13 protein-coding genes and 1 pseudogene are annotated in these 18,065 nt (G+C 74.7%); 8 read left to right on the plus strand and 6 right to left on the minus strand.

Annotated elements, in window-relative coordinates; translation table 11 throughout:
* Nucleotide 1: 1 nt before the first annotated feature.
* From AB0469_RS03655 to AB0469_RS03665, 3 genes are read right to left on the minus strand one after another with little or no spacing between them, the layout of a single operon-like run.
* Nucleotides 2–1,792: an L-aspartate oxidase gene (locus tag AB0469_RS03655; protein ID WP_366449674.1), complete on the minus strand. Its 1,791-nt coding sequence runs from the start codon at nucleotides 1,790–1,792 to the stop codon at nucleotides 2–4.
* Nucleotides 1,789–2,796 (minus strand): pantoate--beta-alanine ligase, encoded by a 1,008-nt coding sequence (gene panC / locus AB0469_RS03660; protein ID WP_366449675.1) that lies wholly within the window; start codon nucleotides 2,794–2,796, stop codon nucleotides 1,789–1,791. The genes AB0469_RS03655 and panC overlap by 4 nt, the downstream gene beginning before the upstream one ends.
* Entirely contained in the window at nucleotides 2,793–3,737 is a 945-nt protein-coding gene (locus AB0469_RS03665) for a DUF2520 domain-containing protein (protein WP_366449676.1), read from the minus strand. Before AB0469_RS03665 ends, panC begins: the two co-directional genes overlap by 4 nt.
* Before the next feature lie 327 nt (nucleotides 3,738–4,064).
* Between AB0469_RS03665 and AB0469_RS03670 the strand changes: the two genes are divergently transcribed.
* The gene (locus AB0469_RS03670; protein WP_366449938.1) at nucleotides 4,065–5,201 is read left to right on the plus strand and encodes a beta-eliminating lyase-related protein; all 1,137 of its coding nucleotides are present in this window, start codon (nucleotides 4,065–4,067) and stop codon (nucleotides 5,199–5,201) included.
* A gap of 32 nt (nucleotides 5,202–5,233) precedes the next feature.
* On the opposite strand, the gene AB0469_RS03675 is transcribed toward AB0469_RS03670, so the two are convergent.
* A complete protein-coding gene (locus AB0469_RS03675) occupies nucleotides 5,234–5,443 on the minus strand; it encodes a hypothetical protein (protein WP_366449677.1) in 210 nt (69 codons plus the stop codon).
* A 183-nt stretch (nucleotides 5,444–5,626) separates the two neighbouring features.
* Here AB0469_RS03675 and AB0469_RS03680 point away from each other — a divergent pair, with 183 nt between their 5' ends.
* Complete coding sequence (locus tag AB0469_RS03680) at nucleotides 5,627–6,745, plus strand: DUF5937 family protein (RefSeq protein WP_366449939.1); 1,119 nt, start codon at nucleotides 5,627–5,629, stop codon at nucleotides 6,743–6,745.
* 182 nt (nucleotides 6,746–6,927) lie between these two features.
* Nucleotides 6,928–8,469, plus strand: a complete 1,542-nt coding sequence (locus AB0469_RS03685) for a M28 family metallopeptidase (RefSeq protein WP_366449678.1) — start codon at nucleotides 6,928–6,930, stop codon at nucleotides 8,467–8,469.
* Between the two features lie 87 nt (nucleotides 8,470–8,556).
* On the opposite strand, the gene AB0469_RS03690 is transcribed toward AB0469_RS03685, so the two are convergent.
* Nucleotides 8,557–9,315, minus strand: coding sequence for a hypothetical protein (locus tag AB0469_RS03690; protein ID WP_366449679.1), 759 nt, complete (start codon nucleotides 9,313–9,315; stop codon nucleotides 8,557–8,559).
* Between the two features lie 320 nt (nucleotides 9,316–9,635).
* On the opposite strand from AB0469_RS03690, the gene AB0469_RS03695 reads away from it, so the two are divergent.
* From AB0469_RS03695 to AB0469_RS03715, 5 genes and pseudogenes are all read left to right on the plus strand, one after another.
* Complete coding sequence (locus tag AB0469_RS03695; RefSeq protein ID WP_366449680.1) at nucleotides 9,636–10,904, plus strand: CapA family protein; 1,269 nt, start codon at nucleotides 9,636–9,638, stop codon at nucleotides 10,902–10,904.
* Nucleotides 10,905–11,119: 215 nt separating this feature from the next.
* On the plus strand, nucleotides 11,120–13,408 hold the full coding sequence (locus AB0469_RS03700) for a HAMP domain-containing protein (protein ID WP_366449940.1): 2,289 nt from the start codon (nucleotides 11,120–11,122) through the stop codon (nucleotides 13,406–13,408).
* 6 nt (nucleotides 13,409–13,414) lie between these two features.
* Nucleotides 13,415–14,602 (plus strand): annotated as a pseudogene (pgsB, locus tag AB0469_RS03705) (poly-gamma-glutamate synthase PgsB); the annotation flags it as partial.
* 806 nt (nucleotides 14,603–15,408) lie between these two features.
* Nucleotides 15,409–15,891 carry a poly-gamma-glutamate biosynthesis protein PgsC/CapC gene (locus AB0469_RS03710; RefSeq protein WP_042813656.1) on the plus strand — a complete coding sequence of 161 codons (483 nt, stop codon included), beginning with the start codon at nucleotides 15,409–15,411 and terminating at the stop codon, nucleotides 15,889–15,891.
* 31 nt (nucleotides 15,892–15,922) lie between these two features.
* The gene (locus AB0469_RS03715; protein ID WP_366449681.1) at nucleotides 15,923–17,008 is read left to right on the plus strand and encodes an NlpC/P60 family protein; all 1,086 of its coding nucleotides are present in this window, start codon (nucleotides 15,923–15,925) and stop codon (nucleotides 17,006–17,008) included.
* On the opposite strand, the gene AB0469_RS03720 is transcribed toward AB0469_RS03715, so the two are convergent.
* Complete coding sequence (locus AB0469_RS03720; RefSeq protein WP_366449682.1) at nucleotides 17,005–18,021, minus strand: SAM-dependent methyltransferase; 1,017 nt, start codon at nucleotides 18,019–18,021, stop codon at nucleotides 17,005–17,007. The two genes, AB0469_RS03715 and AB0469_RS03720, sit on opposite strands and share 4 nt — an antisense overlap.
* Nucleotides 18,022–18,065: the final 44 nt, after the last annotated feature.

An 18,065-nucleotide genomic window follows, 5' to 3' on the forward strand; every position in this document is an offset into this window, starting at 1 on the left:
GTCAGTGCTCCTGGCTTGAGGGGTTGGGCGTGGGAAACGTCCACGGGCGGGGGGCGCCGGAGGCGTCCGCGTCCACGGGCGGGAAGTCCGCCGAGTCGGTGGGGGTGACGACCAGGGCCCGCCGCTCCGTCGCCGAGAGCCGCACCACCAGGTGGCGGCGCCAGGCGTCGTCGTCCCGGCCGGGGTGGTCCTCGCGCCAGTGGCAGCCGCGGGTCTCGGCGCGCCGCTGGGCGGCGGCGACCAGGACGCGGGCCACGCACAGGAGGTTCGTCGCCTCCCAGGTGTCCACGCCCGGTTCGGCGGTCTTGCCGTGGGCCTCCAGCTCGCCCAGGGCCGTCGTGTACAGGGTCTCCAGCGCCTCGGCGGCCTCGCTCAGGGACTCCGCGGAGCGCAGTACTCCGGCGCCCCGCGTCATGATCCGCTGGACCTCGTAGCGGGCCGTCGCGGGCTGGAGCGGGCCGGTGGCGGGCACGGGTATGCCCGGGCCGCTGCCCTCGGCCGCGCGGGAGGTGATGTCCTCCGCGATCCGCTCGGCGAAGACCAGGCCCTCCAGGAGGGAGTTGGAGGCCAGGCGGTTCGCGCCGTGCACGCCGGTGCAGGCGACCTCGCCGCAGGCGTACAGGCCCGGGACGGTGGTGCGGCCGTGCAGGTCGGTGCGGACGCCGCCGGAGGCGTAGTGCGCGGCCGGGGCGACCGGGATGGGCTCGGTCACCGGGTCGATGCCGTGGGAGCGGCAGGCGGCGAGGATCGTGGGGAAGCGGTTCTCCCACATCTCGGCGCCGAAGTGCCGGCCGTCCAGGTACATGTGGAGCGTGCCCTGCTCCTGCATGCGGCGCGTGATGCCCTTGGCGACGATGTCGCGGGGGGCGAGCTCGGCGAGCTCGTGCTGGCCGAGCATGAAGCGGACCCCGTCGGCGTCGACCAGGTGGGCGCCCTCGCCCCGCACGGCCTCCGAGACCAGGGGCTGCTGGCCCTCGGCGTCCGGGCCCAGGAAGAGGACGGTCGGGTGGAACTGGACGAACTCCAGGTCGGAGACCTCGGCGCCGGCGCGCAGCGCGAGGGCGACGCCGTCGCCGGTGGAGACGGACGGGTTGGTGGTCGCGGAGAAGACCTGCCCCATGCCGCCGGTCGCGAGGATCACCGCGGGGGCGTGGACGGCGCCGACGCCGTCGTGCTGGCCCTCGCCCATCACGTGCAGGGTGACACCGGCGGTGCGGCCCTCGGCGTCCTGGAGCAGGTCCAGGACCAGCGCGTTCTCGACGGTCTCGATGCCGGCCGCGTGGACGGCCTCGACGAGCGCGCGGGAGATCTCGGCGCCGGTGGCGTCGCCGCCCGCGTGCGCGATCCGGCGGCGGTGGTGGCCGCCCTCGCGGGTCAGCTCTATCTCGCCGGTCTCGGCGGAGGTGTCGAAGACGGCGCCGGCCGCGATGAGCCGGCGGACCGCGTCCGGGCCCTCGGTGACCAGGAGCCGCACGGCGTTCTCGTCGCACAGTCCGGCGCCGGCGACGAGGGTGTCGTCCAGGTGCTGCTCGGGGGTGTCGCCCTCGCCGAGCGCGGCCGCGATGCCGCCCTGGGCCCAGCGGGTCGAGCCGTCGTCGAGGCGCGCCTTGGTGACCACGACCGTACGGCGGCCCGCGGCGGCGCAGCGCAGCGCCGCGGTCAGGCCGGCGACGCCGGACCCGACGACCACGACGTCCGCGTCGACGGCCCAGCCGGGGGCGGGGGCGTGCAGCCGTATGCCGGTCCCGGTGCCTGCGGCGCCCGGGGTGCCTGGGTTGCCTGTGGTGCTCACGCGTGTGCTCCGAACTCCAATGGGATGTTGTCGATCAGCCGGGTCGTGCCGACCTTCGCCGCGACGGCCAGCACGGCCTGTCCGGTGAAGTCGGGGCCGACGTCGGTGAAGTCCTTCGGGTCCACCAGGGCCAGGTAGTCCAGGACGAGCGGCGGCTCGTGGCGGCCCGCCTCCTCCAGGACGTGCCGGGCCGCGGCCCGTACGGCGTCCGGCAGGCCGGCGGCGCCGGTGGCGGCCGCCGACACGGCGTGGGCGTCGGCGGAGGCGCGGATCTCGCCGAGCCGGGCCAGGGCGGTGGCGCGCTCGCCGCTGGCGGGGGCGGCCTCGGCGCGGGCGCGCAGCGCGGCCTGCGCCGCGAGCCGGTCGCGGCCGGCGAACAGGGCGTGGGAGAGGGCGAGGGCGGCGTGGCGCTCGGCCGGGGAGAGGTAGCGGTTGCGGGAGGACAGGGCGAGCCCGTCGTCCTCGCGGACGGTGGGGACGCCGGCCACCTCGACGGGGAAGTTGAGGTCGGTCACCATGCGCCGGATCAGGGCCAGTTGCTGGGCGTCCTTCTGGCCGAAGAGGGCCAGGTCGGGACGGGTGAGGTGGAGCAGCTTGGCGACGACGGTGAGCATGCCGTCGAAGTGGCCGGGGCGGGTGGCGCCCTCCAGCCGGCCGCCCATCGGGCCGGCGGTGATCCGCACCTGCGGGTCGCCGCCCGGGTACACCTCGTCGACGGAGGGCGCGAACACGGCGTCGGCGCCCGCCGCTTCGGCGATCGCCAGGTCGGCGTCGAGGGTGCGCGGGTAGCGGTCGAGGTCCTCGTTGGCCCCGAACTGGAGGGGGTTGACGAAGACGGTGACGACGACCTGCCCGTCGGGGCCGGCCTGTTCGCGCGCGGTGCGGACGAGGGTGGCGTGGCCCTCGTGCAGGGCGCCCATGGTCATCACGACGGCGCGGCGGCCGGTGCGCGGCAGCTTGTGGAGCTCTTCGGCGGTGTTCAGCAGCTGGAGCGGGCCGGTCATCGCTCCCCACCCTTCGGATCGGCGGTGTCGGCGGTGTCGGCGAGCACGCCGAGCAGGTCCTCGGCGAGCTCGGGCTTGAGCAGGCCGTGCGCGAGGGCCCGGTCGGCGGTGGTGCGGGCCATCGCGAGGTACCCGGCGACGGTGGCGGGGGCGTGCTTGCGCAGCTCGGAGACGTGCGCGGCGACGGTCCCGGCGTCGCCGCGGGCGACGGGGCCGGTGAGGGCGGCGTCGCCGGAGCGCAGGGCGTTGTCCAGGGCCGCGCCGAGGAGCGGGCCGAGCATCCGGTCGGGGTGCTCGACGCCGGCGGTGCGCAGCAGCTCCATGGCCTGGGCGACCAGGGTGACCAGGTGGTTCGCGCCCAGGGCGAGGGCGGCGTGGTAGAGCGGGCGGCTCTCCTCCGCGATCCACTCGGGCTCCCCGCCCATCTCGATGACCAGGGCCTCGGCGGCGAGCCGCAGCTCGTCGGGGGCGGTCACGCCGAAGGAGCAGCCGGCCAGGCGCTGCACGTCGACCTCGGTGCCGGTGAAGGTCATCGCGGGGTGCAGGGCCAGCGGCAGGGCGCCCGCGCGGCGGGCGGGGGCCAGCACGGCGGTCCCGTACCGGCCGGAGGTGTGGACGAGGAGCTGCCCGGGGCGCACGGCGCCCGTCTCGGCGAGGCCCTCGACCAGCCCGGGCAGGGCGTCGTCGGGGACGGTGACCAGCACCAGCTCGGCCCGCTCCAGCACCTGTGCGGGGCTGACCAGCGGGACGCCGGGCAGCATCCGCTCGGCCCGGCGGCGCGAGGCGTCGGAGACGCCGGAGACGGCGACGGGGTGGTGCCCGGCCTGCTGGAGGGCGCGGGCCAGCGCGGGACCGACGCGGCCGGCGCCGACGACTCCGACGGAGAGCCGGGCAGGTCGGGCGGACGGATCCCGGGGCTCCGTCTGATGGGGTGCGTTCACGCGGGGAATGCCTTCCGTTCCAGTCCGCGGGGGGTACCGGACGATACGTCGCCATGCTAGGCCCTCGGACCGGGGTGGCGCCGGTCAGGCCCGGGGCGGCCGGGGGGCGCGGAGCGGGCCCGGGGCGGCCGGGGGGTGGGGCGGGCCCGGGGCGGCCGGGGGGAGCGGAGCGGGCCGCGGGGGCCGGGAGGGCCGCGGGGAGACGGGGGCGGCCGGGCTCGCCCGGGGCGGGGAAATCGTTCGGGGGCGGTGCGGGGGCCGGGGGATGATCGGGGCATGACTGGCGTGACGGATGAAGGCGTACGGGACGAGGGGGGCGTCGGGGGCATGGAGGACACGGCCGACGAGGTGGCGGAGCGGACGAAGCGGGTCGTGGCGGCGTGGCGGGGAGCCTCGCGGACGCTGACCCGCAGCCCGCGGGAGGCCACCGTCGGGGAGCTGCTGGCCGAGCTGGCCGACGCCCCGTACGACAGGGACGCGCCCGGCGACCTGTACGGCGACGGGGTCGTCGCCGAACTGGAGCGGCGGGTCGCGGAGCTGCTGGGCACCGAGGACGCGGCCTTCTTCCCCTCGGGGACGATGGCCCAGCAGATCGCCCTGCGCTGCTGGGCGGGCCGCACCGGGAACCGGGTGGTGGCCCTGCACCCGATGGGCCACCCCGAGCGGTGGGAGGGGGGCGCGCTGTCGGCGGTGTCGGGGCTGCGCACCGTCCACCCGGTGCAGGAGCCGCGCCAGCCGACGCCGGAGGAGGTCCGGGACCACCCCGAGCCCTTCGGCACGCTGATGCTGGAGCTGCCGCTGCGCGACGCGGGATTCCTGCTGCCCTCGTGGGAGGAGCTGACGGGGCTCGTGGACGCCGCCCGGGAGCGGGACGCGGTGGTCCACTTCGACGGGGCCCGGCTGTGGGAGTCCACCGTCCACTTCGGCCGCCCCCTGGAGGAGATCGCGGGGCTGGCCGACTCGGTCTACGTGTCCTTCTACAAGTCCCTCGGCGGGCTGAGCGGCGCCTGCCTGGCGGGGGCCCGCGGCTTCGTGGAGGAGGCCCGGGTGTGGCGCCACCGGTACGGGGGACAGGTCTTCCGCCAGTTCCCCCAGGCCCTGTCGGCCCTGGCCGGGCTGGAGCGGGAGCTGCCCCTGCTCCCGGCGTACGTGGAGCAGGCCCGGATGGTCGCGGGGGCGCTGCGCGAGGGCTTCGAGGAGGCCGGGGTGCCGTGGTTCCGGATCAATCCCGGGGTACCGCACACGCACCAGTTCCAGGTGTGGCTCCCGTACGAACCGGACCGCCTGATCGAGGCGGGCACGCGGCTGGCGGAGGAGGAGGGCACGGTCCTGTTCCACCGCTGGTCGGCGGAGGGCATCGCGCCGGGCCTGTCGATGACGGAGGTGACGGTGACCCGGCCGGGCCTGGCCTGGACCCCGGACGACGTCCGCACCGCGCTGGCGGGGTTCCTCGGGCGGATCTAGGCCGCGTCCTGCGGCTCAGGCGGCGGGCGCGCTCAGCACGGGCGGGTCCGGTGGAGGAAGCGGGTCAGGGCGTGGCGCCAGGGGTGGCTGGTCGGCGCGCCCGAGACGGCGGCTTCGAACTGGGCCGCCGTGCGGAGCGAGCGCAGGGCGGCCACGTCGTCGCGGCCCGGGGGCGGGGGCACGGGCGTGCCGTTCCGGGTCGCGCGGTAGGTGTCGAGGAGGTACTGCTCTATCGCGGTCATGACTCCACCCTCACTCCGTCGGCCGCAGTCCGCCCGTCGATTGACGGGAGGCGTCAATCGACCCCTCCCACCTGCGGCGCAGCCCCCGCCGGTCCGCCCGGACGGCCGCGGCCCCGGCCCCGGCCCGGCCCGCACCCCGGGGCTCCGCGCGGGGGTCCGGCCGGACAGAATGGGGCGATGAGCGTGACCATCGACATCGCCGGTCTCCCCGTGGAGCGGATCGCCTTCGCACCGTCCCCGCTCGCCGAGCTCTGCATGACGCTGCACGCGCTCTCCCAGCCCGCCCACCACCCCGGGCTGCACTCCTGGACGAGGACCACTACGGCCTCGCTCGACCCCTGCTTGGCCGAGCGCCTCCTCGAGGCCGATTTCATGTGGCGCAGTTCCTTCTCCGACATCTTCATGGCCTTCGCCGGCATCCCCGGCGGCAGCGGGCGCCCCGGGGCGACCCTGGCCGAGGAGCTGGACGTCCTCGACCGGATGGACGACGAGCGGTTCGTGCTGGCGGCGCTGGAGCACTGCTGGCTGGCCCTCTACAACGACGGCGGCGCCCCCTCCCCGCTGACCGACACCGCCGCCCGGACCAAGGCGCTGGAGACGGCGGCCGCGCGGGGTCCGGCGCGGCTGGAGTTCACGCGGCGGCTGCTGGACGACCCGTCCACCGTGCGCGTCTGGCTGCGGCGGCTGCTGGAGGACTGCGACGAGGCCTTCTTCGCCGAGACCTGGCGGCGGATCGAGCCGCGGCAGACCGCGGACGTCCGGCACAAGACGGAGGTGCTGCGCCACCGGGGGCTGGCGGCGGTGCTGAAGGAGGTGTCCTCGGCCCTGAGCGTGGACGAGGCGCAGACGGTGATCACCGCCGACAAGATGGTCAACGGGCAGGCCACCGCGACCGATCCGGAGGTCGGGCAGGGCCTGCTGTTCATCCCGACGAACTTCGGCTGGCCGCACCTGCTGGTGCTGCACGCACCCGGCTGGATGCCGGTGGTCCACTACCCCCTGGAGTCCCCCGAGCTGGCCTCCGAGCCGCCTTCGGTGGAGCAGGTCCAGCGCCGGATGGAGGCGCTGGCGCACCCCATGCGGATGAGGCTCTGCCGCAGCCTGGCGAGGGCCCCGTACACGACCAGCGAACTGGCCCGGGTGTACGCGATAACCGCGCCGGAGGTCTCCCGGCACCTGGCGGTCCTGAAGCGGGCGGGGCTGATCCACACGCGCCGTCAGGGGCGGTACGTCCAGCATCAGTTGGACCTGGCCGTGGTCGCCCGGATAGGCCCCGATCTGATCGAGGGCATCCTCCGCTGAGCCGCCCCCGATCCGGCCTCCGGACGGTGGCCGGATTTCGCCGTTCCCCGTCGGCGCAGACGCACCGATATCCGGATTTCACAAACCGGAAGCAGTGAAAACCCTGGCGACGGCGGCCGGTTGCTGCCTAACGTGCCCCCACCGCTCACCCCCGCAGTCGCCCGTGCTGTGAAAGGACCTCCATGCCTTCTCGCCGTATAGCCGCAGCAACCGCCGCCCTGGCCCTCGCCTCCCCGCTGCTCCTCGCCGGCCCGGCCGGCGCGTCGAGCCCGCAGAGCGACGCCGCCCGGGGCGACGCCCTGGCCAGGAAGCTGGTCAAGGAGGCGACCGGCAAGGGCGCCAACAACCACCTGAAGGTCTTCCAGTCGATCGCCGACTACAACAACGGCACCCGCGTGGCGGGTTCGAAGGGGCACGAGCAGTCGGCCAAGTACGTCGAGGGCGTGCTGCGGGCCGCCGGGTACGAGGTCTCGCGCCACGAGTTCGAGTTCGTGTACGTGGAGACGGTCGCCGAGACGCTGAAGGTCGACGGCGCGAACGGCCGCGATGTCCCGCTCAAGCTGATGACGTACACGGCGAGCGGCCCCGAGGGCGGCATCACCGCCCCGGTCGCCGTCGTCCCGGTCGACGCGGACGGCTCCAACGGCTGCGACGCCGCCGACTTCGCGCCCGGCGCGTTCACGGGGAAGATCGCCCTGGTCAAGCGCGGCGGCTGCACCTTCGCCGCGAAGCAGGCGAACGCGGCGGCGGCCGGCGCCGTCGGCGCGGTCATCTACAACAACACCGCGGGCGCCCTGAACGGCACCCTCGGCGACCCGAACGCGGGCAAGGTCCCCACCGGCGGCATCAGCCAGGCCGACGGGGAGAAGCTGGCGGCCGAGGCCGCGGCCGGACCGGTGAACGTGACCCTCGACGTCCGCCAGTTCCGCGAGAACCGCAAGACCTGGAACGTCGTCGCCGAGACCAAGGGCGGCGACCCGGAGAACACGGTCTTCCTCGGCGCCCACCTGGACTCGGTCGCCGCCGGCCCGGGCATCAACGACAACGGCTCCGGCTCCGCGGGCATCCTCCAGGTCGCCCAGCGCCTCGCGGGGGAGCAGAAGAAGATCAAGAACAAGGTCAAGTTCGCCTGGTGGTCGGCGGAGGAGTTCGGCCTGCTCGGCTCGGAGGCGTACGTGGCCTCGCTGACGCCGGAGCAGAAGAAGCAGATCAAGCTGTACCTGAACTTCGACATGATCTCCTCGCCCAACGCCGCCTACTTCGTCTACGACGGCGACGACTCCGACAAGGTCGGCTCGGGCCCCGGCCCGGAGGGTTCGGCCCAGCTGGAGAAGCAGATCACCGACTTCCTCGACGCGCAGAAGATCCCGCACGAGGGCAGCGACTTCACCGGCCGCTCGGACTACGGCCCGTTCATCGAGGCGGGCATCCCGTCCGGCGGTACGGACACCGGCGCCGAGGGCATCAAGACCCCGGCGCAGGCCGCGAAGTTCGGCGGCCAGGCGGGCGTCGCCTACGACGTGAACTACCACGGCAAGGGCGACGACATCACCAACATCGACCAGAAGGCCCTCGACATCAACGTCGACGTGATCGCGAACGCGGTGGGCCACTACGCCTACGACCTGGCCCCGCTGTCGCAGCCGGTCGTCTCGAAGCCGACCACCGGCTCGGCCGGCGGCGGCGGTCTGCGCCCGGGCCACGACCACGAGGCCGCGCAGTAGCGGAGCGGGCCGGGCGGCCCGCGGTACGCAGGAGGGGCCGGCTTCCGGGGGGATGCCGGCCCCTCCGGCGCACCTCCCCCCGCGGGGCTACTCCCCCGCCCACCCGGCCGTGACGGACGCGATCGCGCGCGCCGCCTCCTCCCGCCGGGCGGGGTCGGCGCGGACGGAGCGGGCGAGTTCCAGGTGGAGGAAGCGCGTTCCGAGCTCGGCGGCCAGCCGGCCCTGGGCATTGCCGCGGCCCGACATCCGGCAGCTGCCGCTCCACGCCCGGCAGGGCCGCACGCCCCGGGAGGCCAGCTCCGCGGCGAGCCGTGCGGCGTCGGCTGCGGCCGCGTCGCCCGCCCCGGTGGAGACGACGGCTCCGGCGCCGGGAACGGTGGAGTCGGCGAATCCGTGCAGCTGGATGCCGGGCAGGCCGCGCCGGGTCAGCTCGGCGATGACGGCGTGGAAGACCGAGTCGGTGCGGTGTGCCATGTCGGCCTCCCCGGTGCCCCCGCCGTCCTTGCCCGCGCCCCCGCCGCCGGGCGCGTTCCCGTCACCGGTCCCGTCCCCCTCCTCGCCGTCCCCGTCGCTCGCGCCCGGGCCGCCGGCCGCCCTGCGGTGGGCGCCCGCCAGGACCATGACCCCGCCCGGGGCCCCGCGCAGGACGGCGACCCCGAGCCGTTCGGTGTCCTGGTCGGCGATCGGGTGCGGGACCTGTACCGACCAGCGCACCGGCGTGCCGAGGTCGACGTAGACCCGGCCCCAGCCCCGGTCGGCCGGGCCGGAGCGGGCGGCGGCGTCCGCGACCTCCGCGTACCGGCGGCCACCGGGGCCGTCGGTGAAGGTGTCGAGGCGGTAGTCCACCTCGGCGAGACGGGACCGGGCTTTTTCGACATCTCCATCGAAAAGGGAGGTAACGCCACCGAGAAGTGCGGCCCTCTCCGCCTCGCCGGGGGCGCGATATCCGCCCCGCACTCCGAATCCGGAGGTGAATCGGGTCACCCGGTCGAGCAGATCGGTGGCCTGCGCCACAGGCTGCGGAACGGACCCCTCCGCCTTTTTGACCGAATTGGTGGGGCGAAATGCGACATAACCGACCACCGCCATGATCATTACGCAAATGATCACAGGGATCGTTATGTTTTTCGTCAATTTCACCGTCATCACTGGCCGAAAATAACCGAATGAACGCCCGCCCCACCCGACCGGTCTCCCCCAGGGCCCTCACCGCGCTCCTCTGCGCGACGCTGAGCCTCGCCCTCGCGGGCTGCGGCCTCCTCGGCGGGGACTCCGGCGGCGGGGACTCCACGAGCGGCGGCGGGGGCGCCCGGAGCGGCGGCGGCCGGTCCTTCTCGGTCGCGGCGGCGGGGGACATCCTCATCCACCCCCAGCTCACCGACCAGGCCGCCCGGGACGCGCGGGCGGCCGGGCGCACGGGGTACGACTTCGACCGGATCATGGCGGGGGTCAAGCCGGTCATCAGCAAGGCCGACCTCGGCATCTGCCACATGGAGCCGGTCCTGGGCGAGCCGAACGGCCCGTTCCAGACCTACCCCGACTTCCTCGTCCCGCCGCAGATCGCCAAGACGGTCAAGGGCGTCGGGTACGACACCTGCTCCACGGCCTCCAACCACACCCTCGACCACGGACCCGAGGGCGTGTACCGCACCCTCGACACCCTGGACCGCGAGGGTCTGAAGCACACCGGCTCCGCCCGCAGCCAGCAGGAGGCGGACAGGCCGAACATCCTGGACGTCAAGGGCGTCAAGGTCGCCCAGATCTCCTTCGCCTCCGGGTTCAACGGCCGCGAGGTCCCCCGGGACAAGCCCTGGCTGGCCAACCTCGTCAGCGTCAAGGCCGTCGCCGCCGCCGAGAAGCGGGCCCGCGCGGCCGGCGCCGAGGTGGTGATCCTCTCCGTCCACTGGGGCCGCGAGCACCAGCCCGACCCCAGCGGCCCGCAGCTGGAACTGGCCCGCGAGATCGCCAAGGGGACCGGGGTCGACCTGGTCATCGGCCACCACGCCCACGTCGTCCAGCCGATGGAGAAGATCGACGGCACGTGGGTCGCGTACGGCCTCGGCAACCAGCTCGCCCGCCACGACGTGCCCAGCGGCCTCACCGAAGAGGGCGCCATCGGCTGGTTCGACTTCACGCAGAAGAACGGGAAGTGGGAGGTCCAGGCCCGCTTCGTGCCGACCTACACCGACATCCCGCCGGACCGCGAGGGCACCCCCGGCACCGACCTGCCCGGCTCCGGTCCCGCCCCCGCACGCGACCACCGGCTGGTCGACGTCGCCGCCGCCCTGGCCTCCGGCACCACCCCCGACGGGAAGCGGCTGCTGCCCGAGCAGCGCGCCCGCTACCGGCTGGCCTTCGAGCGCACCCGGGGCACCCTGCTCAACCGCGGGGCCGCCAAGGACGGGCTCCGCCCGCTGCGGGAGCTGCCCGACTGACCCCGCGCGGCACCCGCCCGCACGCCCCACGGGCCCAGCCCGCACGGCCGTAGGCCCGTAGGCCCGTAAGCCCGTAAGCCCGTAAGCCCGTACGACCCGAGCCCGCCGGAAGCCCCCGCTCCGTCCGGGCCCACGACCTCCCCCGCCAGGAAGGACCCTCCGCTGTGGCCGCTTCGCCCGCCAAGCGACGGCGCAAGGCCCGCCGCAGGGCCGACATGTCCCTGCTCGGCGGCATCAGGCCCCCGATCACCGTCCTGTCGGTCCTGCTGCTCGCCCTGGCGGGGTTCACCGCGATGAGCCTGGGCAGCGTCCGCGAGGACCGGCTGCCGCAGGCCGTGCTCACCTCCCAGCAGCACTTCGCCGAGGACGGCGCGATCGCGCTGCGCGCCTCCCTGGACGAGAGCGTCACCGACCTGAACCGGGCCGCGGCCCTGTTCTCCGCCGGCCGGCCCGTCACCCCCGACGCCGTGCTCGACCGGATCGGCAGCGTCTACCAGAAGTGGCGCGGCACCGCCGTCGTCGAGATCGGCTCCGGCCGGCTGCTCGCCGCGCGCGGCGAGAACCTCCCGCTGACGGCCGTCGACCGGACCAGGCTCTCCGGCGACGGCGGCCTGGCCCCCCGCATGGTCACCCTCGCCAACGGCGAGACCCGCCTGCTCACCCTCTCCCTCCTCACCTGGAAGGACCGGCCCCAGCAGCTGCTGGTCGCCTCCAGCAGCCTGCGCTTCCCCGGCATCAGCCTCGGCAACCTCCGCAGCATCGCCGTCGTCGGCGCCGACGGGACCGTCCTGAGCACCGACGGCATACCCGAGCCGGAGATGCTCCTCAGCGACAACCGGCGCGCCGACGTCAAACGGGACACCAAGCAGCTGGCCTTCTTCGCGAAGACCGCCGCCAAGAAGGCCAAGGCGAACCCGCTGACCGTCAAGGAGCCCGGCTCCGGCGGCTTCCCCGGCGTCAGCGGCAGCCTGACGGGCGGCGAGACCAGCGGCGAGCGCGCCGCCGCCGGGTACGCCCGCCTCGCCGGGCCGGAAGCGGGCGTCGGCACCAGCGCCACCAGCCTGGAACTCACCGTCGTCGCGATGATCGACATCGCGCAGAACCCCTCCCGCGCCACCGACGCCTTCGCGGGACTGGTCCTGGCCGGAGCCCTGCTCCTGGTCGGCGCGCTCGTCATCGCCCTGCTGGTCGCCACCGTGCAGCGGCCGCTGATCACCCTGTTCCTGGAGAGCCGCCGGCTGACCCGCGGCGACCTCACCCGCCCCGTGAGCATCCCCCGCGGCGGCGAGGCCGCTCGGATCGCCCTCGCCCTGGACCGGCTGCGCGGCCAGCTCCGCGACCGCGACCGCGAAGGCGGCGGCGCCCCCGCCGCGCCCGGCGCCCGCGGCCGGGACAAGCGGCGCACGGGCGCCCGTACGCTCGTCGCGGTCTGCGCCGTTCTGCTCCTCGCCTGGTGCGTGCCGCTGGGGCTGCTCGTCAACCGGGCCGGGGACTCCGTCGTCGTCCCGCAGCAGCTGGTCAACGACCAGCGCGAACGCACCGACACCCTCAACGACCGGGTCCGGCGCGCCCTCAACGAGGGCCAGGCCGACCTGGCGTCCGTGGGCGCGCTGATGGGCGCCGACGCCGACCCCGACCGCATGACCGAGGTCCTGGAGCACACCGTGCGGGAGCACACCCGCTACGCCTCCCTGTACGTGCTCGACGGCTCCGGCAAGGCCCTCGCCCAGGCGGGCGGCACCCCCCGCGCCCCCCTCGGCAAGGGCCCCCGCAAGGAGCCCGTCGCCCTCTACGACGGCGCCAAGGAGCCCGTCATCATCGCCACGGCCGAGATCCCCGGCCGGGCGGGAACGGCCGTCATCGGCGAGTTCCGCATCGACTTCCTCAATGCCCTCCTCAAGCGGCCGGGCCTCGGCGAGATCCGGGTCGTGGACTCCAAGCACCGGATCATCGGCTCCAACAGCGGCTACCGGGCCTTCCAGGGCCTCGACGACGCCCGCCTCGACGCCCTGGTCCAGGGCTCCTCCCTCAAGGTGGGCATGGCCCCGCGGCCCGGCGGCGTCCTCTACCGCAGCGGCGGCGACCACGTCATCGCGGCGGCCGCGCCCTTCTCGGGCGGCGGCGCGGCCGGGGACCTGAAGTGGAGCGTGGTCAGCTGGCAGTCCGCCAAGGGCCTGGCCATCAGCGCGTACAGCCTCCAGAACCGCACCGTCCTCGCCGGGCTCCTCGGCTTCGCGGTCGGCGCGGCGTGCCTGGGCTGGCTCCAGATCATCGTGGTCGCCCCGCTGCGCGAGCTCGCCCGCCGCGCCGAGGCCCTCGCCGACGGCGACCGCCGCACCGTGCTCTACCCGCGCCACCACGACGAGGTCGGCGCCGTGACCCGCAGCCTGGAGATCATCCGCCAGCAGCTCCAGCAGAGCGGCCGGCGGCGCGGGCAGCAGCGGACGACGAACGACACCGGGGGAGCGGGAGCCCCCTCCGCCACCACGGCCGGAAGGAACTGATCCCCCGTGCTCTTCCTCTACTGCGTCCTGCTCGTCAGCTGCCTGATCATGCTGGTCGCCGGCATCGTGGAGCAGCGCCGGCACTTCGCCAACCTGGAGCGGATACCGAACCGGGTGCTGGTCAACGGCATCCGCGGCAAGAGCTCCATCACCCGGCTGTGCGCGGGCGCGCTGCGCGGCGGCGGGCTGACGACGGTCGCCAAGACCACCGGCACCGCGGCCCGGTTCATCCACCCGGACGCCACCGAGGAGCCGGTCTACCGCAAGTTCGGCATCGCGAACGTCGTCGAGCAGATCGGCATCGTGCGGCGCGCGGCCGCCTACCGGCCGGACGCGCTGGTCATGGAGTGCATGGCCGTCATGCCGGCGCTCCAGGAGATCAACCAGTCCAAGCTGATCCAGTCCACCATCGGCGTCCTGTGCAACGTCCGCGAGGACCACGTCGCCGAGATGGGACCGACCCTGGACGACATCGCCCGCTCCCTGTCGCGTTCGATGCCGTACGGGGGGATCTGCGTGACCGCCGAGAAGGAGCGCTTCGACGTGCTCCAGGAGGAGGCGGACGCACGGGACTGCACGCTCGTCTACGCCGACCCGGAGACCGTCTCGGACGAGGAGCTGCGCGGGTTCGGCTGGTTCACGTTCAAGGAGAACGTGGCCATCGCCCTCACCGTCGCCGAGCTGCTGGGCGTCGACCGGGCCACGGCCCTGAAGGGCATGTACGAGGCCCCGCCGGACCCGGGCGTGCTGTCGGTGGAGCGGTACCTGGCCCCGGGCGGCAAGCGGCTGCGGTTCGCGAACGTCTTCGCGGCGAACGACCCCGAGTCCACCCTGATGAACATCAACCAGCTGCTGGACCTGGGCGCGGTGGACCGCCCCCTGAACGTGGTGATCAACTGCCGGCCGGACCGGGTCGAGCGCAACGGCCAGATGGGCGCGATCGTCCCCGATCTGCGGCCGGACAAGGTGTTCGTGATCGGGCACCCGGCGAAGAGCGCCATCGACGCGATCCCGGCCGAGTGGCGCGACCGCGCGGTGGACCTCGGCGGTGAGCAGCGCGACGGCGAGGAGTTCATGCACGAGCTGCTCGGACACCTCGGCGAGAGCTCCTCGCTGGTGGCCATCGGGAACATCCACGGCCAGGGCGAGGTGCTGCTGGAGCACCTGGCGGAACTGCCGCCGGACGAGACGGAGGACGCCCCGGCGCCTGCGGCGGCCGACGAGGAACCGCCGGCCCCGTCGTTCGCCCGTCCCTTCGACCCGTACGCCGACGACCCGCACGGACCGGACCCGTACGCGGGCTTCCCGGGCGGAGCCGGGGCGTACGCGGACCCGGCATACGCCCGGGCCGCGCACGGCGGGCCCGCGCAGGCACGGACCGCGTACGGCCAGACCCCGCAGGCACAGGCCCCGTACGGCCAGACCGCGTACGGCCAGGGCTCGTACGGCCAGACCCCGCACGGGCAGGCCGCGCAGGCACAGACCGCGTACGGCCAGACCCCGCAGGCACAGACCGCGTACGGCCAAGCCCCGCAGGCACAGGCCCCGTACAGCCAGACCCCGCACGGCCACGACTCGCACGGCCAGACCCCGCACGGGCAGACCCCGCAGGCACAGGCCGCGTACGGCCAGACCCCGCACGGCCACGACTCGCACGGCCAGACCCCGCACGGGCAGACCGCGTACGGCCAGGCCCCGCAGGCACAGGCCCCGCAGGCGCAGGGCGGTCACGGGCAGGCCCTGTACGGGCGGCCCCCGTACGGGCAGCCGCCCGCGCAGGGCCCGCAGCCGCACCCGCAGGACGCCCACCCGGCCCCGCAGCAGGACGCGCAGCCGTCCTCCGGCCCCTGGCCCGGGGAGCCGTACGGCGGGGGCGGGCCGCAGCGCCCGCAGCGCCCGGCCGATCCGTACGGGATCGCCGCCGCGACCCCTGTACCGGCCTGGCCGCACCAGACACCGCCGCGGCAGCAGCAGCACCCGTACCCCCCAGGAGAGCCCCGTTGATCCCCGCCGTCCTCACCCCCGAGATCGCCGCGATCGGCATCGCGCTGGGCCTGCTGTTCTCCCTGCTCTGCTACCTCACCACCAACCTCTCCCCCGGCGGCATGATCACCCCGGGGTGGCTGGCGCTCACCCTCGTCGAGGACCTCCAGCGCGCGGCCCTGGTCGTCGGCATCACGGTCATGACGTACCTGCTGACCCTGCTCACGCAGAGGTTCGTGATCCTCTACGGCAAGCGCCTGTTCGCCGCCGTGGTCCTGATCGGCGTACTGCTCCAGGCCACCGTGGTGATCGTGCTCCAGCTGGAGTTCCCGCTCCTCTACGCGAACCAGACCCTCGGGTTCATCGTCCCCGGCCTGATCGCCTACCAGCTGGTCCGCCAGCCGAAGGGCGCCACCCTCCTCGCCACCGGCAGCGCCACGCTCATGACGTACGTCGTCCTGACCGCCGGGATCCTGCTCGGCGTCATGCCCGCCGCCTGACCCCGCACCGCCCCCACCCCCGGAGCCCCCCATGACCGCCAAGCCGAAGAGCCGCCGCCGCACCCGCCCGGTGCTGCACACGGTCACCGTGCTCGCACTGCTGGCCGGCAGCGCCTACTTCACCTACGCGCTGCGCGCGCAGGAGCAGGCCAAGGCACCCTCCGTGCAGATGGTGCAGGACAAGAACATCACCGCGGCCCTCAAGGGCGGCGACGCCGGCGGCCAGAAGTGGGAGCGCGTCCAGAGCCCCAACCGGTCGCTGCTGCGCGACGCCACCGGGCAGGTCCTGGCCACCTTCACCGACGGCGCCCGCACGGCCACCCTCACCGGCCCGAGCCGCACCTTCACCGAGCCCGCCAACACCACCACCCGGGTCGTCACCGAGAACTGGGTGCGGCTGATGCCCGAGCCGTGGAAGCAGGGCGCCGAGAGCGCTCCGTGGTTCAAGGAGTGGTTCAAGAAGTACTTCGGGAGCCAGGAGGACGACATCTTCGCGGTCGCCTTCCAGTACGGCGACCAGGCCCCGGTGAAGAAGGACGCGCAGGGCGTCTCCTACGCGGGCGACGCCTCCTTCGGCCCGCTCAACCCCAACGGCTCCGAGGGCAACGACCTGCGGCTGGAGCAGTCGGACTTCTTCGACTACCTCGGCACCCCCTACACCTTCCGCAACGGCGTGCGGAAGACGCCGCAGACCGCCCGCTACCGGTCGATGGACTGCTCGGGCTTCGTCCGCACGGTCTTCGGCTACCGGGCCCGCTACCCGCTGATGCCCGACGACACCCCCGGCCCCGGCCTGCCGCGCACCGCGAACGGCATCGCCCGCTCCGCGCTGGGCGCGGACGTCATCCCGCTCAAGGGGGTGGGGGCGGAGTTCCGGCCCGCGTCGATCGACGTGATCCAGCCGGGCGACCTGCTGTTCTTCAAGCTCGACGCCCGCACGAAGGACCGCCTGGACCACACGGGCATCTACCTGGGCACCGACACCGACGGCCACCAGATCTTCATCTCCAGCCGGGAGGAGGCCAACGGCCCCACCATCGGCGACAAGGGCGGCACCTCGCGCCTCGACGGCAACGGCTACTACGCCACGACCCTGCGCAGCGTGAAGCGCCTCTAGGCCGTGGGCGGCAGGCTCCCGCCGGTGATGCCGACCGGCTGGAGCAGCCAGCCGAAGTCGCCCAGCCCGCCGCGCGCGGTGAGCTCCGCCGCCTCGCCCGCCGACTCCAGGGCCCGCACGTAGGCCGCCGGGTCGGTGGAGGCCAGGGCCAGCGGGGGCCGGCCGCCCGAGACGCCGAGGGCGGTCAGCGCCTCCCGCTGGGTGAGCAGGACCGCGCCGGGGCCCGCGCAGGAGTCGAGGGCGACGTGCGCGGTGACGTCCCGGCCCCCGTCCGGGACGGGCGCGACCTCGCGGCCCCCGCGGAAGCCGGTGAGCGTGCCGTACGGGGGGCGGGTGCCGCGCGCGTGGGCGTAGTCCACGGCCACCGCCAGGCCCCGCTCCAGGGTGGCGACGGCCGCCGCCCAGGCCTCGTCGCGGGCCCGGCCGATCTCCGCCCGGCCCTCCCGCTCCCCGCCGGGCCACCACCGCTCCAGCCAGGCCCGGTCGGCGGCCTCCAGGGGGCCTCCGGGCGTCTCCGTGCCGTCGGGGGCGACCAGGACGTAGCGTCCGTCCTCGGCGATCTCCAGCGGTACGTTGTCCAGCCACTCGTTCGCGAACAGCAGGCCCGTCGTCCCCGCGGGCGGCGCGTCCACCCAGCGGATCCGCGGGTCCAGCCCCTCGGGGGCGGCCGCGCGCTCGACGGCGTACGGGACCACCCGCGCCGCCGTCGCCTCCGGCAGGGCGGCGAGGACCCCGGCCAGCAGCTCGCCCCGCCCGGCCCCCACGTCCACCAGGTCGAGCCGCTCCGGATGCCCGAGCTCCGCGTCCACCGAGGCCAGCAGCCGGGCCACGGCCCCCGCGTACAGGGGCGAGGCGTGCACGGAGGTCCGGAAGTGCCCGGCGGGCCCCGGGCCGCCCGGGCGCACGTAGAAGCCGCCGGGCCCGTACAGCGCGGCCTCCATGGCCGCCCGCCACCGGACCGGCTCCCCGACCGGGCCCCCGACCTGCTCCCCGACACCACCCTGAGCGTTCATCCCGCCCAGGTTAAGGTCACCCTCCACCTTGGGGAGTACTCCCC

Source organism: Streptomyces sp. NPDC093801 (assembly GCF_040701585.1).
In the GTDB taxonomy this organism is placed as follows: domain Bacteria; phylum Actinomycetota; class Actinomycetes; order Streptomycetales; family Streptomycetaceae; genus Streptomyces.